Below are 19,791 nucleotides of genomic sequence, written 5' to 3'. Positions count from 1 at the left end.
ACGAAATACCTTCTCCTGAAAAGCCTGGCTACCCCGCCAGGCTTTTCACTTTGTGAGAAAACCATGGAAAAGGCGTAATGTTATCAAGATTTTTCTGATATTATTTTTCTTGTATATTTGAGAAAATTCAGATACAATAAAGGAACAGGATTATATAAGTATGAGCAAATTAGGAAAAGGATATAAAACGTGGAAAATAATATAAAGGGACGTATTAACAGGGATGCCCTTTTTTCCTCTGAGACAGAGGATTACCGCATGCCAATGGAACCGGACGCAGATGACGATGTGCTGCTTCGCATGCGGACAGCTAAGGGCAATGTGGAACATGTATATTACGTGGAGGATAAAGCCGAGGTGGAAATGACCAAGGCTATGTCCGATGATTTGTTTGATTATTATGAATATGAAATCACAGTAGGCACCGACCAGGTGCTTTATCACTTTAAAGTGGTATCTGAGCAGGATGTCTGTCTTTATAACCGACTGGGACCCACACAGGACGGTCAGCCATGTTTTGATTTTAAGATTACACCGGGTTTCCATACGCCGGAGTGGGCAAAGGGGGCGGTCATGTACCAGATATTCGTGGACCGTTTCTGCAATGGAGATGAGACAAACGATGTGGAATCATATGAGTATGTCTATATCGGCCGTCCGGTCCAGAAGGTAACGGAATGGGACCGGTACCCAGCCACCATGGATGTGGGTTACTTCTACGGAGGCGACCTTCAGGGAATATGGGATAAGCTGGATTACATCAAAGGACTGGGCGTGGAGGCCATATATCTGAATCCGGTATTTGTATCTCCCTCCAACCATAAGTACGACTGTCAGGATTATGAGCATATTGACCCGCATTTTACAAAAATTGTAAAGGATGGGGGGAATCTGGTCAGGCCGGATGCCGCGGATAACAAGGAGGCTGACCGGTATGTGCTGCGCAGCGCGGGCAAGGAGAATCTGGAGGCCAGCGATGCATTCTTTGCCCTGTTTGTGGAGGAAGTCCATAAACGGGGAATGCGGGTGATTCTGGACGGGGTATTCAATCACTGCGGCTCCTTTAACAAGTGGCTGGACGCCGAGGGAATCTATGAGCATTCCGGGGATTATGAGGCAGGCGCCTATGAGAGCAAGGCAAGCCCGTACCACAGCTTTTTCCAGTTCCATGACGACAGCGACGCTGCCTGGCCTTATAACCGGACATACGACGGATGGTGGGGGCACGATACCCTGCCCAAGTTAAACTATGAGAATTCCGAGAAGCTGGTGGAATATATACTGAATGTGGCCAGAAAGTGGGTTTCGCCGCCCTATTCCATTGACGGCTGGCGCCTGGACGTGGCTGCTGATTTAGGACACACCGCAGAGTATAACCACGAATTCTGGCGCAGGTTCCGTCAGGCTGTGAAGGAGGCGAATCCGGAGGCCCTGATTCTGGCGGAGCACTACGGTGACCCGGCTTCCTGGCTGGAGGGCGACCAGTGGGATTCCATCATGAATTACGATGCCTTTATGGAACCGGTCACATGGTTCCTCACCGGCATGGAGAAGCACAGTGACAGTTATAACGGAGGCATATGGGGAGACGGGGAAGCATTTTTCAACGCCATGGGATACCATATGAGCCGTATGCAGACCAACACGGTGATGACGGCCATGAACCAGCTGTCCAACCATGACCATTCCCGTTTCCTTACCAGGACCAATCAGATGGTAGGCCGTATCCAGACTGCCGGACCGGAGAAGGCGGGGCAGAACATAAAGCCCTGTGTGTTCCGGGAAGCAGTGGTGATTCAGATGACCTGGCCGGGAGCCCCCACCCTTTACTATGGGGATGAGGCGGGCGTCTGCGGGTGGACGGACCCTGACAGCAGGCGCACTTATCCATGGGGAAAAGAGGACCTGGAGCTCATTGAGTTCCACCGCTATATGACCGGCATACACCGCAATATCCCTGTATTCAGAAAGGGTGCGGTTAAGCCGCTTCTGGCCGGATACCAGAAGATTGCATACGGGCGCATGTATGGGAAATATCAGGCTGTGGCGGTGATATCCAACTGTCCGGACAGCCAGACCATGGACATTCCGGTATGGCAGCTGGGCATTACCGACGACATGGTGCTGGGCAGGCCCATACTGACCACCGAGACAGGATATAATGCAGGCGTCATATTCTACCGTGTAAAGGACGGAACTCTGAAGCTGAACATGCCGCCTTACAGTGCAGCCGTGTTCGTATCACAGCCGGATGAGTTTTATCCTGTGGTGGGGTCCCGGTTCGCGGATGACGCGGCAGCGGCTGTGGAGAAGTAGGCGGGAAACGCACAGACAGATGATGTAAGACACATGGATTTTGAATAGGAAAGAGCACCTTCCGGAGGCGGGGATTGTTCCGCGGGCGGAGAGGTGCTCTTTTTAGAGTGAGAAATTATGGTGGATTTGTAAATGTATGGATATGTGAAAAAAGAGAGTGATGTAAAAACAGTGAAGATTCTCAACTGCTTTTACATCACTCTCTTTATAATGCGGGTGGCCGGACTTGAACCGGCACGGTATCGCTACCGAGGGATTTTAAGTCCCTTGTGTCTGCCTATTCCACCACACCCGCATAAAGTACTAGCAGGTACTCTCTGGCACGTGCCATGGCTGAAAACCAGGACCTTTACATGCACTGCACTGATGTCCTTAAGCTATATTAAACGGCACGCTAGTGGGCGAAGGTGGATTCGAACCACCGAAGCTATTAGCAGCAGATTTACAGTCTGTCCCCTTTGGCCACTCGGGAATTCGCCCAGATATTGCTTTGATAAGCAGTGACTATAATACCACAGACTTTCAAAAAAATCAAGTATTTTGTAAACATTTATTACCCTACATTTCCCACATTTTCCTCTTGTATATGTCATGACCTTATTAACTGGATTTATCGTGTGCATGTGCTGCTGGATTTGCAGATAACCATTTTCTTTATAGTAAATAAAAAAAGTTTTTCTGCTGTTGTCGGCTATCATATAGAAAAAATTTCTGTAAAAGTCTGAATAAAACAAGAAAATAAAAATTATGATATAAAAAACCGGAAAAAACATAGAAAAATGTGAAGAATGCCCAAATAGCCCCCCATTGACAGTAAAAACGGCCCATGCTAATATGAACTCATAGATAACGTTTTCTATATTATATTTGAGGGGCCCCAATGAATAAGAAAACAACCATTAAGGACATTGCAAAAAAGGCAAATGTATCAATTGCTACCGTATCCAGGGTACTGAGGCGTACAGATTATCCTGTCAGCCAGGATGTAAAAAAAAGGGTTTTTGATGCTGCGGATGAATTGGAATACAAACCAAATATGTTCAGCAGGATGCTGCGCGGAGATACCAGCATTGAGATAGGCATTATTGTTCCGTCAATCAATAATCCATTTTATGCAGCACAGGTAGCAGCGTCAGAGGAAGAATGTTTATCCCGTAATTTTATTCCCATAATATGCAACTCCAATTCTAATCCGGGACTGGAGAGCTGGTATTTAGAAATGCTGGAAGAAAGGCAGGCGGCAGGTATATTGCTGACAACAATCCAGAATGAAGAGACTTTTGTCAAACGGATTGAACGGCTGAACATGCCTGTACTTCTGGTGGACCAGGGAATTGAGAATTATAGCGGGGACCGTGTGCTGTTTAACTTCTTTAAGGCTGGTTATATGGCGGCAGAGTATTTGATTGAATGCGGACATAAGGACCTGGCTTTGGCGTCAGGACCAATTACAAGACATAACAGAAGAGAGATACTGAGGGGCTTTAAGCAGGCGCTGCTGGACTATGATATTGTTTTTAATAAGCGCCGGATTGTGAATTATGATTCCAAATATGACATTTATAATATTGGAGATGACCAGGGAGCTATCCAGATTATTGATAAAATGTTTGAGGAGGAATATCTTCCGGAGGGAATAGTTGCAATTAATGATTCTCTGGCAATTAAAATGATAAATGAACTGCATAACCGGGGAATCCATGTTCCCAATGACATTTCCATTGTTGGTATGGATGATATTTTTGTCAGTAAGATGGTTACGCCAAGGCTTACGACTATTCATGAACCGGCAGAAGAAATGGGTAAACGGTCTGCCAAATATCTGATTGATAAAATCGAGGGTAAGTCCGGGAATATAGTTAATATCACAATGCAGCCCACTCTGGTTGAAAGGAATTCGGTAAGGAAGGTTCATAGTAAAATCAGGAGGTAAGGAAAGATGGCAGTATATATTCTTGACAATTCCGAGGAATTGGGAGAGAAGGCAGCTGAATTAATTGCCGAAAAGTTAAATGAAGCCATAGAAAGAAAGGGTCAGGCAAGAATTATTTTATCCACAGGTGCATCACAGTTTGAGACACTTAAGTATTTGGTGGAGAAGGACATTGACTGGGAAAGGGTCACCATGTTCCATTTGGATGAGTATCTGGAATTGCCGGAAACACATAAGGCAAGCTTCAGGCGCTATTTGAAAGAGCGTTTTACCAGCAAGGTACCGGTCAAGGTGCATTTTGTGAATACGGAAGGGGAAGTGGATGAGAATCTGAAGGAACTGACCAAAGAGATTCGTAAGGACATCATTGATATAGGCGTTATTGGCATTGGTGAAAATGGCCATATTGCATTTAATGACCCTCCGGCTGATTTTGAGACACAGGAAGCATACAGAATCGTATCCCTGGAGGAACGTTGCAGAAAACAGCAGTTGAATGAAGGATGGTTTCAGACACTTGATGATGTCCCATTCAAAGCAGTATCTATGACTCCTTATCAAATCATGCAGTGTGAGACAATTATATCCAGTGTACCAGGGGCCCGAAAGGCGGAGGCTGTCAGGAATACACTAAAGTCGGAGGAGGTTACCAACATGGTTCCGGCTACTTTGCTCAGGACACACAAGGACTGGCATTTGTTTTTGGATAAAGAATCATCATCGCTTATTGATAGTTAGTGCAGAGGGAGGAGAATTGAAATGAAAAAAATAATATCTGTTCTATTGGCAGGCGTTCTGGCTGTTAATCTGGGTGCGTGTTCTTCTGCGGCTTCCAAGGCATCGAAGGAAGCAGAATCCGCTGCCCCGGCAGGAACCACGGTGCAGGAAAGTGGTGGAAAGCGCACGCTGCGTATAGCAGGTGAGTCCTGGCAGGTCACAAAACTCTTTCTGAATGAAGCAGCTGAGGCATTTATGAAAGACCATCCGGACGTGACCGTTGAGGTACAGACGTATGCAGACCCTACTGTTGTATCCAATTACAGTATTAATTGGCAAAAAGGAGATACTCCATGTGACCTTGTGGTCATAGACGGTGCTTCCTTTGCGGAACAGTTTGTTACTAAGGACCTTATATATGACTTTGACCAGGACCTTAAGTTTTTTGATGCATATTCCAGGGATAAATTCATTCCGGCGGCCCTGGAGATGGCAAAACTCCATGATAAGCAGTATGTAATACCTGTTATACAGGAAGTGACGGCGATTAACATAAATAAGGCGATGTTTAAAGATGCAGGTCTTGTGGATGAAAACGGAGAGGTTCTGGCACCGGAGACATGGGACGATGTATATGAATTTGCAAAGAAGCTGACAAAGATAGAGAATGGTGTTGTCACGCAGCAGGGATGTACTATTCAGTGGAGTAAGGATATACATGGAACTGTACTAGGAATTCTTCAGGCATCCTGCGGGGGTCTGTATCAGGATGACGGCATTACGGTTAACTTCCAGTCCCAGGAATTTAAGGATATACTGGCAATCTGGCAGAAAGGAGTTAAGGAGGGGGTATTCTCCACGGAGACATTTGCTGACTATGATGCGGGTAAGAACAGTTACAAAGCGGGTAAGGTTGCCATGCTTCTGCAGTCAGGTTCCAACTGGGTAGAGGCGATTCCCACGATTGGAGAGGAAAATGCATCGGTTGTTCCTATACCGGGCGGAGAAGAAAATGGTTCGGTTGGCTATGTAAATGGGGTTATTATTCCCAAGTGTTCTCCAAGTGCTGATTTGGCAGTGCAGTTTGTCCAGGAACAGCTGCTGGGCGAATATACACAGACCAGTACAGTGAATCAGTATGGTAAGATTCCTGTTATCACAGAGTATTATAACAAGACGGAATCGCCTAACTGGCAGAATATAAAAGGGTCCATTGAAAAGGCAGTTACCTATCCTCCTTACAAAGATTTGGGAGAATTTGTAATAAAGTGCCAGGAGATTTTCCAGGCCAGCCTTGTGGATGGGACAGATGTGAATACCACTGCTGAGGAGCTTCAAAATATGGTAAATAAGTTGGATAAGTAATTTGCAAAGGTGCTATGCAAATCATGTGTAGCACCTTTCTTGGCAAGGAGGCAGAAAATGAAGAGGACGTGGAACGCAAAGAAACAAAAGGCATTTTGGGGTATATTGTTTGTCCTGCCCAGTTTTTTGATTATAGCTGTATTTGTTGCATATCCCCTGTGCTATACAGCGTATCTCAGCATGTCTGAATATGACTTTATGTATGATTTGACTCCCTCTTTTGTAGGAATTAAGAATTATGTGTCACTGTTTTCTGACCCTGATTTCATTGTATCAATGAAGAACACAGCTGTATTTGCTTCTTTGGATTTTATTCTGCTGATGGTATTGTCGCTGATTATAGCATTGCTAATTTTCTTCTGTAAAAAAGGAACGGGTATTTTCAGGACAGCAGTATTTACGCCTATTGTAGTTCCTGCATCGCTGGCATGTATCATATTTGGCTGGCTGTTCAGTGAAAATTTCGGATATATCAATTACTTTCTGGTGAAAATTGGACTGCCTCAGTTCACCCGAGCCTGGCTGACCTCCAGGGATACAGCCATGGGCACTACTATTGCAGCTAATCTATGGTACAATATAGGATTTATTACTATTTTATTTTTGGCCGGACTTCAGTCCATATCCACAGACATACTGGAGGCGGCAGTGGTTGACGGCGCTACCGGTTTAAAGAAGATTTTTTATATTGTTCTGCCAAATTTGAGGGAAAGCTTTGTCATTACTGGTATATGGGGAATCGTTACCGCATTGAAGGTTTTTGTGGAACCCATGGTTATGACCGGAGGAGGTCCGGGCAATGCCACCAGGACATTGTATATGTATATATATAATACAGCATTTAAGTATTTTGATATGGGTTATGCGTCGGCTATGGCTTTTGTCCTCAGCGGATTGATTCTCCTGTTTTCACTGATTAATATGATGATTTCGAAAGGAGAAAAGGAATGAAGGCAATGAAAAATATACCAAGGCTGATTATGTTTGCAGTGCTGACCCTCATTGCAATAGTTTTCGTGATTCCTATTTTCTATAGTGTTTTTAATTCTTTTAAGAGCCAGAAGGAAATTTTATCTACCACCATGACATTTTTTCCGGGCAGCCCTTCTCTGGAAAATTATTCATATGTTTTCCAGCACGGCTCACAGTATTTGGGATATTACGTAAATAGTTTGAAGATTACATTTGTTGGGGTAATCCTGACTGTTGTCCTGAGCGCTATGAGCGGATATGCCTTTGCAAGACTTCCTTTTAAAGGAAGCGGAGCGGTGATGGCCTTTATACTGTTTGTCATTACCTTTCCTTTGGCAGCCCTTTTAATTCCAATTTATATCATGGAATATAATGTAGGACTCTTAAATACGACCATGGGATTAGTGCTTCCCAATGTAATGAATGTGCTGCCTTTTTCAATTTTTATTATGCGGGGAATCTTTCTGGGACTTCCTGTTGAACTGGAAGAGGCGGCCAGGATGGACGGCTGCAGTGTTTTTCGGATTTGGAAAGACGTTATGGCTCCATTGGCTAAGAACGGAATGGTTATTGTACTGGTATTTTCCTTTTATAATATATGGGGGGAGTATACCATGGGAAAGACGCTGGCTACCCAGGACAGCGCAATGCCAATTGCAGTAGCTTTGACACTGCTTAAGGGTGACAGCTGGAATTTTGGAGTGCTGGGCGCAGTCATAACAATGACTATCATACCGCCTGTAATCATTTTCATCATATTTCAGAAACAACTGGTGGACGGCATTGCCATGGGGGCTGTAAAGGGATGAGCCGCAGCATGATGTTTAAGGCCGCAGCCCCTCAAACCCCGGAAGATTCCGCACCACCCCAAACACAAGCAGCACCCCAACCATCACATAAAACACACAGGTCTGCACCTGCGTGGGGCGGGTGTTTCCGGTCCTTACATACCGCACAGCCATCCGGAGAGCCATGACCAGTCCCGGAGGAAGCAGGAGAAAGACGGCAGCATTTGCCTTAAAAGCAGATGCAAAGTCCAGACTGAGAATGGACAGGCACATACGGCTTACGCCGCAGCCGGGACAGTACAGTCCGGTGACCGTATGGAACAGGCAGGGAACCAGGGGATGTCCGGCCAGAATACAGATAAATGCATAAAACAGGCCGGCTCCCAGGAGCCCGCCTGTTTTTATGCATAATGTCCGAAGACGTTTACGCATTAGGGAGATACTTGTTCAGCTCATTCTGAAGCAGGGCGTAAGCCACGATGCCCAGTCCGAACAGGCTGAGAAGCAGATAGACCACCGGTGCGCTTCCCCTTGGCTCACCATGCTGGTCATGGAGTATCTCAACTGCATTGCCCATCTGGTACATCCAGTAAAGGGCGTAAATCCCACAGGTAATCAGTGAGAACAGGAAAACCAGTCCACCGCTTGTACCCTGCCTGCCGGAAAGCGCATTGGTATCGTCGTTCAATACAATCATCCAATAGATGCCGTAAATCCCGCAGGTAACCAGGCTCAGCAAGATGCATACTACAATGTTGCGCTGTTTCATACGTATATCCTCCTTGGTGTGGTATAGTCAGGTAATACAGCTTAGATTCTATCATAGGCATGGTTCTTTATCAACAAAAAGCGTTACAATGTTCATCTTTTTGCCTTCTTTTTACGCTTGTTATGCCTTGGGCTCCATGGGAAATTGCTGGCACATTGCTGGCAAAATCTCATTTTTATGGACGAATGAGGCCGGATATGTTATACTAACTAAGATAGGCGTATTCCGATTTCTGGATACGAATGGAGGCAGACTATGAAAGATAAAGGAAGGACGCGGGGGATTTTCAAGGTCTACCTGCAGTGGCCGCTCTTTTTGTCGGTCCTTTTAATCGTACTGACTGCTGTGGTGGCAGCGGTATCCATAAAAGCCGGCATTATAGTATCGGTCTTTACCATTGTCTATATAGGGATTGCCCTTTGGCTGTATTTTTCAAGAAAAAGAGGCATACTTGCCGGGCTTATTGCATTTTCTTCCGCTTATGACCAGAGCAGGCAGAACCTGCTGGAAGAGATGCTGATGCCCTATGCGGTGGCAGACGGCGCCGGACATCTGTTGTGGATGAACCGGGAGTTTGCGGCAATCCTGGAAGAAGACAAGAATTCATATAAGAATATTACGGCCATGTTTCCTGAGATTACAAAGGAAATGCTGGCTACCGGCGGGGAGGTTGTGAGTCTTCACAGTTCCCTGGGAGATAGGAAGTTCCGGATTGATTTAAAGCAGGTCATGGTGGACAGCCTGGATGCGGCAGTGACTGCGGGAGGGCTGGAAGGCCAGGGCTCATCCGTCACGGCCATCTATCTGCTGGATGAGACTCAGACGCTTAAGTACATGCAGCAGATTAACGACCAGAAGCTGGTGGCGGGACTGATTTACCTGGATAACTATGACGAGGCTCTGGAAAGCGTGGAGGAAGTCCGGCGCTCCCTTCTGACCGCCCTCATAGACCGTAAGATAAGCAAATATATTTCCGGCATGAACGGCATTGTAAAGAAGATTGAGAAGGATAAGTATTTCTTTGCCATCAAGCAGCAGTACATGGCCAGGATACAGGAGGAACGTTTTTCCATCCTGGAGGATGTAAAGACAGTGAACATAGGCAACGACATGTCCGTGACCTTAAGTATCGGTATCGGCATGAACGGCGACAGCTACAGCCAGAATTATGAATATGCCAGGACTTCCATTGACATGGCCCTGGGACGGGGCGGTGACCAGGCGGTGGTCAAGGACTCGGATAAGATTCAGTATTACGGCGGCAAGGCCCAGCAGATGGAGAAGACCACCAGGGTGAAGGCCAGGGTAAAGGCCCATGCCCTCAGGGAGCTGATGGAGAACAAGGACCGGCTCCTTATTATGGGACACCGTCTGGCGGACATTGATTCCTTTGGTGCAGCGGTGGGTATATACCGCATTGCCATGTCCATGAACAAGAAGGCCAATATTGTGGTCAATGAAGTGACCTCGTCAGTGCGCCCTATGATGGAGCGCTTTATGGGAAATGCAGAATATCCTGAGGACATGCTGCTCACAGGTCCCAGGGCAGCTGAGCTGGTGGACCAGGGAACCATGCTGGTCATCGTGGATGTGAACCGGCCCAGCATTACGGATGAACCGGCCCTTCTGGAGATGGTGAAGACCATTGTGGTCTTAGACCATCACAGGACCAGCAGTGAAATCATAGATAACGCAGTGCTTTCCTATGTAGAGCCATATGCCTCGTCTACCTGCGAAATGGTGGCTGAGGTATTGCAATATATTGCGGACGGTATTAAAATCAAATCTGCTGAGGCAGACGCCATGTATGCCGGTATTGTCATTGACACCCAGAACTTTACCAATCAGACCGGTGTCAGGACATTTGAGGCAGCGGCATTTCTGAGGAGAAGCGGCGCTGACATAACCAGGGTGCGCAAGCTTTTCAGGGAGAATATGAAGGATTATCAGGCAAAGGCGGACGCAGTCAGAAAGGCCGAGGTGTTTATGGATGCTTTCGCCATCAGCGAATGCTCAGCCGAAGGACTGGAGAGTCCCACCATTATCGGGGCCCAGGCAGCCAACGAGCTTCTGGAAATCCGCGGTATGAAGGCTTCGGTAGTGCTTACGGATTATAACGGAACCATATATTTCAGCGCCAGGTCCATTGACGAGGTCAATGTCCAGGTCATGATGGAGAAGCTGGGAGGCGGTGGACACCGCACCATAGCAGGCGCCCAGATGAAGGGCGTGACCGTGGAAGAGGCAAAGGAGCGGCTGAAGGACGTTATCCGCCAGATGCTGGAGGAAGGCGAGGTATCCTGATAAGGGATGCGGACAGACACAGAAACAGAAAGGAAGTATGAGACATGCAGGTAGTATTACTGGAAGACGTAAAGTCATTAGGAAAAAAAGGTCAGATTGTGAATGTGAATGACGGCTATGCCAGGAACTTCATACTGCCCAAGAAGCTTGGGGCGGAAGCTAATTCCAAGAATCTGAATGATTTAAAGCTTAAGAAGGCAAACGATGACAGGATTGCGGCAGAGCAGCTGGCAGCAGCCAGGGAGCTGGGAGCAAAGCTGGACGCTTCCTCCGTGACACTGACCATCAAGGCAGGAGAGGGCGGAAGGGCCTTTGGCTCCGTATCCTCCAAGGAAATCGGCAAAGCCATTGGGGACCAGCTGGGAATTGACATTGACAAGAAAAAGATTGTGCTGAATGACCCCATCAAGTCCATTGGCAGCTTTGAGGTACCGATTAAGCTTCATAAGGATGTGACGGCCAGATTGGCTGTCAAGGTAGTGGAAGCATAAAATCATAGCGCAGACAGAGGACCCGCCTAATCAGGCGGGTCTCATAGATTCAGATACAGGAGACGAGAATATGGAAGAAGCCCTGATTAAGCGGGTGCTGCCCCATAGTCTGGAGGCGGAACAGTCGGTCATTGGTTCCATGCTTATGGACAGGGAGGCAGTGATTGCCGCATCGGAGATTGTTACGGGAAGTGATTTTTACCAGCAGCAGTACGGCATTATGTTCGACGCCATGGTGGAGCTGTTTAATGAAGGCAAGCCCGTGGACCTGGTAACACTCCAGGACCGTCTGAAGGAAAAGGATGTGCCTCCCGAGGTGAGCAGCCTGGATTTTGTCCGGGATATCGTGACCATGGTGCCTACATCTGCCAACGTAAGGTCCTATGCCACCATTGTAAGCGAGAAGGCAGTGCTGCGCAGGCTGATTAAGACCACGGAGGAGATTGCCAATACCTGTTACGCGGGAAAGGAGCCCCTGGAGAACATACTGGCAGACACGGAGAAATCTGTCTTTAACCTGCTGCAGAACCGGGGGGGACAGGATTTTGTGCCCATCAAACAGGTAGCCATCAACGTGCTGGAGAAGATTGAAGACGCCTATAAGAACCAGGGAACCGTTACAGGTATTCCGTCCGGCTTCATTGATTTGGATTATAAGCTTTCCGGTTTCCAGCCTTCGGATTTCATTCTGATAGCAGCCCGCCCTTCCATGGGCAAGACGGCCTTTGTTTTGAACGTGGTGGATTTTGTGGCGGTCCGCAAGAGCCTGCCCTGCATGGTGTTCAGCCTGGAGATGTCCAAGGAGCAGCTGGTGAACCGTATGCTTTCCATGGAGTCCAATGTGGATTCCCAGAAGCTGAGGACCGGCTCCCTGACGGATTCTGACTGGGACGCAGTGGTGGAGGGCATTGGCGTTATAGGAAATTCCAAGCTGATAATCGATGACACCCCGGGTATTTCCATATCAGAACTTCGCTCCAAGTGCAGGAAGATGAAGCTGGAGTACGGGCTCAGCGTTGTAATCATCGACTACCTGCAGCTCATGAGCGGCAGCAAGAAGGGCGGAGGCGACAACCGCCAGCAGGAGATTTCCGATATCTCCCGTTCCCTGAAGGCCCTTGCCAGGGAACTCCATGCCCCGGTCATTGCCCTGTCCCAGCTCTCACGGGCCTGTGAGACCAGGCAGGACCACAGGCCCATGCTTTCCGACCTTCGTGAGTCCGGTGCCATTGAGCAGGATGCCGATGTGGTTATGTTCCTGTACCGTGACGATTATTATAATAAGGATACGGAGCATCCCAACGAGGCGGAAGTAATCATAGCCAAACAGCGTAACGGCCCCATCGGAACCGTTACATTGATATGGAAGCCGGAGTACACCAAGTTCGTCAACGCTGCCAGACCTCAGGGCGGCGGACAGGATTAGAGGGTATTTGAACATAAAATTTTCACCGCCTGTCATAATATCCATTCTCAATGCATACACTAATACTAAGGCAGGAAATGCCTGTTAACTTGTGAAGGAGAGAATGGCTATGGATGAAGTACATTATCTGATATCGGACGCGTCCAAAAAGGTCGATGTGGAGGCCCATGTATTAAGGTACTGGGAAGAGGAGCTGGAACTTGATATTCCCCGTAACGAGATGGGGCACCGGTACTATACGGATTTACATATCCGCCTGTTCAAGCAGGTCAAGAACCTGAAGGAGAAGGGGTATCAGCTGAAGGCAATCAAGCATGCGCTGAACCAGGTCCTGAAAAAGGACGGCAAGGCCCAGGGCGAGCTGTCCGATGAAATCCTGGAGCGCGACATGAATGCGGCTCTTAAGGAATTTAAGGAGGAGGACAGCGGAACCTCCCTCAGTACGGTGAAGGGCGACGGCGTGTCCGTGGTCGCCATGGAAGAAAAGATGGAACAGTTCCAGCAGATTATGAACCTGATTATCGGACGTGCCCTGGAAGTGAACAATGAGAAGCTGAGCCAGGATATCAGCTGTCTGGTCAATGAGAAGATGGGCAAGGAACTGGAATTCCTGTTCCAGGCTTCGGACCAGAAGGAGGAGGAACGCTTCCGCCAGCTGGACGAGACATTGAGAAGCTACCAGAAAGGCGGACAGGCAGAGGCGGCAGCGGCCAAGGTTCCCTTTTTTAAGCGGCGCAGATTCGGGCGGAGCGGAAAAAAGCTCAGGGACGGAAAGTAAATGCAGATACAGCAGGAGAAGGCGTCTGCACCAAGGGGTGGGTACCGTGGTGCAGGCGCCTTTTTCTGCTGTTTTGCCTTTTTTTATAAACTGGGAAGGGTTATTTTATAGTACTTTCAATTTTCTTACGACCTTAATTTTTGTATCGCTATTCCTTAAGAAATGTGTTAGAATGAATTTGATTTGAGCTTTTTGACATAAGAAGAAGCAGGAAGGATATGTTCTTCATGAATTCAAAATACAGAAAATATGTTACATATACAGCAGCCGTGGGTGTGCTGACCCTCAGCGTTATACTGGGGGGCTGCGCCAAGGAATCGTCATCAGAGGTGGGGGATGCCACCCCTTCGGAGGTCAATATTATACAGGCCGTACCTGAGACCATTGCCCAGCTGGGCCTGGACGGACAGGTGCTGCCGGGACTGAATGACATTGACCTGCCGGATGCGGAGCCGGCACCTGAGTACCTGAGGATTGGGGTGCGCCATGAAATCATCAAGAGACTGCAGCAGCGCCTGATGGACCTGGGATTTATGGACAATGATGAGCCTACGGACTATTTCGGTGAGATGACCCAGCAGGCGGTAAAGCATTTCCAGAGACAGAACGAGCTGCCTACGGACGGTATCGTGGGCAATGTGACCTGGGATGCCATCATGTCCCCGGACGCCAAGTACTATGCGGTGTCCAAGGGAACCCAGGGCGATGACATCGAACGTATCCAGCACCGCCTCTATGAGCTGGGATACCTGGCAACGGCTGATTTGGTTACAGGCAACTTCGGCGACTCCACAGAGGCAGCCGTGTTAAAGCTCCAGGAGGTCAACGGACTGGAGCAGGACGGAAAGGTGGGCCAGAGGACCATCAACCTTCTGTACAGTGATGAGATTAAACCTAACTTCCTCTCTTACGGCGAGAAGAGCGATGTGGTCCTGGCCTGCCAGGAGCGCCTTAAGGAGCTGGGGTATCTGACCACCACTCCGGACGGGGCTTACGGTGAGGACACGGTTGTGGCTGTCAAGCAGTTCCAGGCCAGGAACGACCAGGTGGTGGACGGCTATCTGGGACCATCCACCAGGATTGCGTTAAACAGCCCTGACGCCAGGGCCAACGGCCTGATGCTGGGCGAGCGCGGCGATGCGGTCACCAAGGTGCAGCAGCTTCTTAACAAGCATGGATATCTTGTTTCCGGCAATGTGACCGGTTATTACGGCGAGGCCACGGAGAATGCAGTCAGAAACTTCCAGTCCCGCAACGGACTGACATCAGACGGCCTGGTGGGCCTACAGACCATGGCTAAGCTGACCAGCGATAATGTAAGGCGGCCGGCAGCAAATTCCAGCGGTTCCGGCACCACCGCAAGGCCTAATAATTCCGGAAACAGCGGAAACGCCGGAAACAACGGCGGTTCCGGCAATGCGGGCAAGCCTTCCGGCAATACCACGCCGCCTGTGAGCATACCGGCAAGCGGAGGCGCATCCGCCCTTATATCCGTTGCCTCATCGAAACTGGGGTCGCCGTATGTATGGGGAGCTAAGGGACCCAATGCGTTTGACTGTTCCGGCTTTGTATACTGGTGTCTCAACCAGGTGGGCGTGAACCAGAGCTACCTGACTTCTTCCGGCTGGAGGAATGTGGGCCGATACACAAAGATTACAAACTTTAACGACATCCAGGCCGGCGATATTGTGGTGGTAAGGGGCCATGTAGGTATTGCGGCAGGAGGGGGCACTGTCATTGACGCTTCTTCCAGTAACGGACGGGTGGTGCACAGAAGCCTGAGCCAGTGGTGGGCCAACAACTTCATCTGTGCATGGAGGATTTTCTAACAAACATAATGGCAGTGGAATATAAAAAGGAGGGCGTTTGGTGATGCAGACCATACTGGTATGTGATGATGACAAGCAGATTGTGGAGGCCATTGATATCTATCTGACAGGGGAGGGATTTAAGGTAATCAAAGCCTATGACGGCTATGAGGCACTGGAGTATCTGGATAATAATGAAGTGGATTTACTCATTGTGGATGTGATGATGCCGGGACTGGACGGCATCCGCACCACCTTGAAGGTCAGGGAGAACAGCAGTATCCCCATTATCATTCTCTCCGCAAAGTCCGAGGATGCGGATAAGATTCTGGGACTTAATATCGGGGCTGACGATTATATCACAAAGCCCTTTAATCCCCTGGAGCTGGTGGCCAGGGTCAAGTCCCAGCTGCGCCGTTATACCCAGCTTGGGAACCTGAACCAGCAGGCGGACGGACAGATTTATAAGTGCGGCGGACTTCAGATTAATGATGACAATAAAGAGGTAACCGTGGACGGCGATGCCATCAAGCTGACGCCCATTGAGTATAATATCCTGCTGCTGCTGGTGAAGAATGCCGGCAAGGTGTTCTCCATTGATGAGATTTATGAGCAGATATGGAATGAGGAGGCCATTGGGGCGGATAATACCGTGGCAGTACACATCCGCCATATCCGTGAGAAGATAGAGATTAACCCGAGGGAGCCAAAGTACCTGAAGGTGGTATGGGGTGTAGGCTATAAGATCGAAAAGCAGTAGGTGGTTGTATGACAGATGAGAAGAGGAAATTCAGACGGAGAAAACAGATACTGACCCTGTTCCACATTATCTTTGTGGCCATGTCCGTGTTTGGAATCAGCGCCATGTACCTTAATTCCAATTACGGAAAAGGTGTAAAGTGGATATACGAGGATGCATATGAGGATTCTCCCCAGTTTGACAAGCAGCTGACAGAGGATATCGACCGCATATTTACCTATGTGGGTTATAAGGATATGTTCGAGACCAACGGTAAGCTGGATATGCATAAGGTCATCGTAAGGGTCAGCAATGGCCCTGGGGAGCAGGGGACGGAGTGGACCCTGGACCGGATTGTGCGCTATATCAAGACCAGGGGTTATTATCTGGATGAGAATTTCCAATTGGCCGGATCGCCCATTTCCATGGATGATGACGAGGAAGAGATAACCGTTGACTTCCAGAGCTATAACCCGGATTTTGTGGATGCGGATGCGGGCGAGGCGCCCCGGATGACCATGGAGGATTTAGCCCTGGACATACTGGTCCATCTGAGTGAATATTATACCATATATTATAATTACATAGAAAACGACACGAACCTGAACTTCCGTATCGAGTACAAGAGTGATAAGGGTGATATCAAGGTGTCCACCAATGTGCCGGATAAGACCATGGAGGAGATAGTGGGTACGGGAAAGTATCTCTACGTGCCGGGAAATACCATCCGCATGGATACCAATATGGCCACGGTTCCTGCCAATGCAGCCACACTCCTGGAGATATGGAATCCCTATAAGAACGATAAGAACTATATGGTCCTGTCCGTGGATACAAGCTATCCCAACACGGATGCATACTCCATAGAGGCCAAGGCATATAAAGAGGCCAGAAACGAGTTCATCATGGGCATGGGCAGCGTTATACTGGGCAGCCTGGGATGTGTGGTCACACTGGCTATGCTGATGCTTATGTCAGGCCATACCACGGACGGAAGCACGGAGATACGCCTGTTCCCCATTGATGAGATACACACGGAGCTCTGTCTGATTTTGTGGGCCGCTGCAACAGCGGTGTTCATCCATATAGGAAGATATGTGGGAATCCGCCTGTTCAGCCTGTTTGCTCCCAATGAACAATGGAATTACTGGAATAAGATGATTAAACTGGTCATTGTGTACGGGAGCGTTGTATTGTGCGGTTTTGATTTGCTGCGCAGGTATAAGGCCAGGACCTTGTGGAGCAACAGCCTTGCAAAAAGGGCGCTGGAGGCATCCAGGGACTATGTGGGAAGGGTCAGCTATGCAGTGGGGACCGGGTTCTGCTACCTGCTGTTTCTGGGATTTAACGCTGGCATGCTGTGGGGATTGATTTTCCTCTTTTTCTATAAGGGCGATAAACTGAGCTACCAGATTATGTTCTACGTATTTGTGGTTCTGTATCTGGGTTTGGATGGGTGGATATACCACCTGCTGTTTAAGAAGTCAGTGCAGAGGGATGTTCTGGACATGGCGGTCAGCAGCATCTCCCAGGGGGATACCAGCTATCAGATTGATACTGCCCGTCTGTCCGGCAAGGAACGGCAGATGGCAGAGCATCTCAACAATATCAGCAGCGGTTTGGATTCAGCAATCCAGGAGCAGGTTAAGAGCGAGCGGCTGAAGGCGAGCCTGATAACCAATGTGTCCCATGACATTAAGACTCCTCTCACATCCATCATCAATTACGTGGACCTGCTGAAGCGGGAGAAAATACAGGACCCCAAGATTGCGGCCTACCTGGAAGTGCTGGACCAGAAGTCCCAGCGGTTAAAGACCCTGACAGAGGACCTGGTGGAGGCATCCAAGGCCAGCTCAGGCAATATGAAGCTGGATATATCGGATATTGACCTGGTGGAGCTGGTGCAGCAGACCAATGGTGAATTTGAAGAGCGGTTTGCCCTGCGCAGGCTGGAGCTGGTTTCCAACATACCTGATGAGGTGCTTATCATCCAGGCCGACGGACGCCGCCTGTGGCGCGTCCTGGAAAACCTCTATACCAATGCGGTGAAATATGCCATGGAACACAGCCGGGTCTATGTGGATGTGCTGGACGAGGACGGCAAGGCCATATTTACCATTAAGAATGTTTCTGAATCATCGCTGAACATCAGCCCGGATGAGCTGACCGAGCGTTTTGTCAGAGGGGATGTGTCCAGAGCCACGGAGGGAAGCGGCCTGGGATTGTCCATATCCAAGGATTTGACCCAGCTTCAGGGCGGCGAATTCCAGGTCATCATAGACGGGGACCTGTTTAAGGCCGTGGTGTCATTCCCGGTCAAGAGGGCTGAATACAAGTCGGAGAAGCCGTCCGTGGACACAGAGGACATGTCCCAGGAGTTTGATTTTGAAGAGGAAGTATAATTTGAATGAAGAATTCTGATAAATATTTCACGAAGAAATTGTAAAATATTTGAAAATATTGCAGAATAAACCGTGTTTGTTGGTTATTATGACCATGATGATTTTAAGAAAAAGGACGCCGGAAGATATCTTCCGGCGCCTCTTTTTTCCATGTGCAGGCGGATTTTACTGATAATCAAATACGTTAATCCAGCTTTCCAGCAGTTCCTTTTCCTCGGGACGTTTGTAAGCCAGCTGGGAAGCTGCCACGATGGGAAGCCAGCCCTGTACATAACGCTTTTCTGTGCCCGTTTTTTCACAGAACAGGTCCATGTACATATCAGCTATCTTCTTATCCTTCAGGCTCAGGAGCAGATACGTTCTGGCCACATCGGCACTTGCGTTGCCCTGGGAAGCATGTACCCAGTCAACCAGATACCACTTGCCGTCGTCGCCTACAATGATGTTGGATGGGCAGAAATCACCGTGGCACAGCTTGGTGTGCTTTGGCATGCCGTCCAGCCTTGTAAGCAGCTCGTAGCGCAGGTTTTCATCCAGCTGTTCTTCGGATTTAAGGGCGCGGATGGTCTTTTCCTTCAGCTTGTTTAACAGCGGGCAGGCCTGTGCAAAAATCAGCAGGTGTAAATCAACCATCTGCTCCAGGTACTCCCCTGTCTTATCAGGATTTTCTTCCATCAGCTGCTGAAGGGTTTTGCCCTCCACAAATTCCCTGGTAATAGACCATTTGCCATCGATTACAGATACCCCCAGAACCTTAGGAACATTCAGGGCCTCAATGGTTTCCACACGTGCGTTGCACAGGGCTTCATTCAGAACCTCGGCTTTTGGGAAGCCTTCGCAGAATTCCTTGATGGCAGTGCTTCCGTCACGGTAAACGGATTTTGTTTCGCTACTGGAAATTAATTGTTTTGCCATAATTATACTCTCCTTCCACACATTATAAACGGTGCTGCGACAGGTAATCCATCGCACTGCCTTTATTC

Annotated in this window: 16 protein-coding genes and 2 tRNA genes; 13 read left to right on the top strand and 5 right to left on the bottom strand. The window is 48.6% G+C overall.

Annotated features, from left to right (window positions below; genetic code table 11):
* The first annotated feature begins 258 nt into the window (after positions 1-258).
* Entirely contained in the window at positions 259-2,316 is a 2,058-nt protein-coding gene (locus tag I2H39_RS11080) for a glycoside hydrolase family 13 protein (RefSeq protein WP_207746796.1), read from the top strand.
* A 211-nt stretch (positions 2,317-2,527) separates the two neighbouring features.
* On the opposite strand, the gene I2H39_RS11075 is transcribed toward I2H39_RS11080, so the two are convergent.
* Both I2H39_RS11075 and I2H39_RS11070 read right to left on the bottom strand, forming a co-directional pair.
* A tRNA-Leu gene (locus tag I2H39_RS11075) sits at positions 2,528-2,611 on the bottom strand.
* Positions 2,612-2,714: 103 nt separating this feature from the next.
* A tRNA-Tyr gene (locus I2H39_RS11070) sits at positions 2,715-2,796 on the bottom strand.
* A 400-nt stretch (positions 2,797-3,196) separates the two neighbouring features.
* Here I2H39_RS11070 and I2H39_RS11065 point away from each other — a divergent pair.
* The 5 genes from I2H39_RS11065 to I2H39_RS11045 are packed head-to-tail and all read left to right on the top strand — an operon-like array spanning position 3,197 to position 8,112.
* Entirely contained in the window at positions 3,197-4,249 is a 1,053-nt protein-coding gene (locus I2H39_RS11065; RefSeq protein WP_195626459.1) for a LacI family DNA-binding transcriptional regulator, read from the top strand.
* A gap of 6 nt (positions 4,250-4,255) precedes the next feature.
* Positions 4,256-4,987, top strand: a complete 732-nt coding sequence (locus tag I2H39_RS11060; RefSeq protein WP_195626458.1) for a 6-phosphogluconolactonase — start codon at positions 4,256-4,258, stop codon at positions 4,985-4,987.
* A gap of 21 nt (positions 4,988-5,008) precedes the next feature.
* Positions 5,009-6,331: an extracellular solute-binding protein gene (locus I2H39_RS11055; RefSeq protein WP_195626457.1), complete on the top strand. Its 1,323-nt coding sequence runs from the start codon at positions 5,009-5,011 to the stop codon at positions 6,329-6,331.
* A 57-nt stretch (positions 6,332-6,388) separates the two neighbouring features.
* The gene (locus tag I2H39_RS11050; protein ID WP_195626456.1) at positions 6,389-7,282 is read left to right on the top strand and encodes a sugar ABC transporter permease; all 894 of its coding nucleotides are present in this window, start codon (positions 6,389-6,391) and stop codon (positions 7,280-7,282) included.
* On the top strand, positions 7,279-8,112 hold the full coding sequence (locus I2H39_RS11045) for a carbohydrate ABC transporter permease (RefSeq protein ID WP_195626455.1): 834 nt from the start codon (positions 7,279-7,281) through the stop codon (positions 8,110-8,112). Before I2H39_RS11050 ends, I2H39_RS11045 begins: the two co-directional genes overlap by 4 nt.
* A gap of 15 nt (positions 8,113-8,127) precedes the next feature.
* On the opposite strand, the gene I2H39_RS11040 is transcribed toward I2H39_RS11045, so the two are convergent.
* Together I2H39_RS11040 and I2H39_RS11035 are read right to left on the bottom strand one after the other, a co-directional pair.
* Positions 8,128-8,523, bottom strand: a complete 396-nt coding sequence (locus I2H39_RS11040) for a DUF2752 domain-containing protein (RefSeq protein ID WP_195626454.1) — start codon at positions 8,521-8,523, stop codon at positions 8,128-8,130.
* Positions 8,516-8,860: a DUF4234 domain-containing protein gene (locus tag I2H39_RS11035; RefSeq protein WP_138311697.1), complete on the bottom strand. Its 345-nt coding sequence runs from the start codon at positions 8,858-8,860 to the stop codon at positions 8,516-8,518. Before I2H39_RS11035 ends, I2H39_RS11040 begins: the two co-directional genes overlap by 8 nt.
* Positions 8,861-9,115: 255 nt before the next feature.
* Between I2H39_RS11035 and I2H39_RS11030 the strand changes: the two genes are divergently transcribed.
* The 7 genes from I2H39_RS11030 (at position 9,116) to I2H39_RS11000 (ending at position 18,808) form a co-directional block, all read left to right on the top strand.
* Positions 9,116-11,164: a DHH family phosphoesterase gene (locus tag I2H39_RS11030; RefSeq protein WP_138311698.1), complete on the top strand. Its 2,049-nt coding sequence runs from the start codon at positions 9,116-9,118 to the stop codon at positions 11,162-11,164.
* 44 nt (positions 11,165-11,208) lie between these two features.
* Positions 11,209-11,655, top strand: a complete 447-nt coding sequence (gene rplI, locus I2H39_RS11025; protein WP_138311699.1) for a 50S ribosomal protein L9 — start codon at positions 11,209-11,211, stop codon at positions 11,653-11,655.
* A gap of 70 nt (positions 11,656-11,725) precedes the next feature.
* Positions 11,726-13,081 (top strand): replicative DNA helicase, encoded by a 1,356-nt coding sequence (dnaB, locus tag I2H39_RS11020; RefSeq protein WP_138311700.1) that lies wholly within the window; start codon positions 11,726-11,728, stop codon positions 13,079-13,081.
* 109 nt (positions 13,082-13,190) lie between these two features.
* Positions 13,191-13,859, top strand: a complete 669-nt coding sequence (locus I2H39_RS11015) for a MerR family transcriptional regulator (RefSeq protein WP_138311701.1) — start codon at positions 13,191-13,193, stop codon at positions 13,857-13,859.
* Between the two features lie 227 nt (positions 13,860-14,086).
* Positions 14,087-15,688, top strand: coding sequence for a peptidoglycan-binding protein (locus tag I2H39_RS11010; RefSeq protein WP_138311702.1), 1,602 nt, complete (start codon positions 14,087-14,089; stop codon positions 15,686-15,688).
* A 43-nt stretch (positions 15,689-15,731) separates the two neighbouring features.
* On the top strand, positions 15,732-16,427 hold the full coding sequence (locus tag I2H39_RS11005) for a response regulator transcription factor (protein WP_138311712.1): 696 nt from the start codon (positions 15,732-15,734) through the stop codon (positions 16,425-16,427).
* Positions 16,428-16,435: 8 nt separating this feature from the next.
* Complete coding sequence (locus I2H39_RS11000; RefSeq protein ID WP_138311703.1) at positions 16,436-18,808, top strand: HAMP domain-containing sensor histidine kinase; 2,373 nt, start codon at positions 16,436-16,438, stop codon at positions 18,806-18,808.
* Between the two features lie 165 nt (positions 18,809-18,973).
* Here the strand turns inward: I2H39_RS11000 and I2H39_RS10995 are convergent, their stop codons facing one another.
* Positions 18,974-19,723, bottom strand: a complete 750-nt coding sequence (locus tag I2H39_RS10995; protein WP_195626453.1) for a phosphotransferase — start codon at positions 19,721-19,723, stop codon at positions 18,974-18,976.
* Positions 19,724-19,791 lie beyond the last annotated feature (68 nt).

The organism is Clostridium sp. 1001283B150225_161107_B6 (assembly GCF_015556325.1).
In the GTDB taxonomy this organism is placed as follows: Bacteria; Bacillota; Clostridia; order Lachnospirales; family Lachnospiraceae; genus Enterocloster.
Note: the sequence above shows the minus strand (reverse complement) of the source record. Positions and strands in the feature narration are given on the sequence as shown.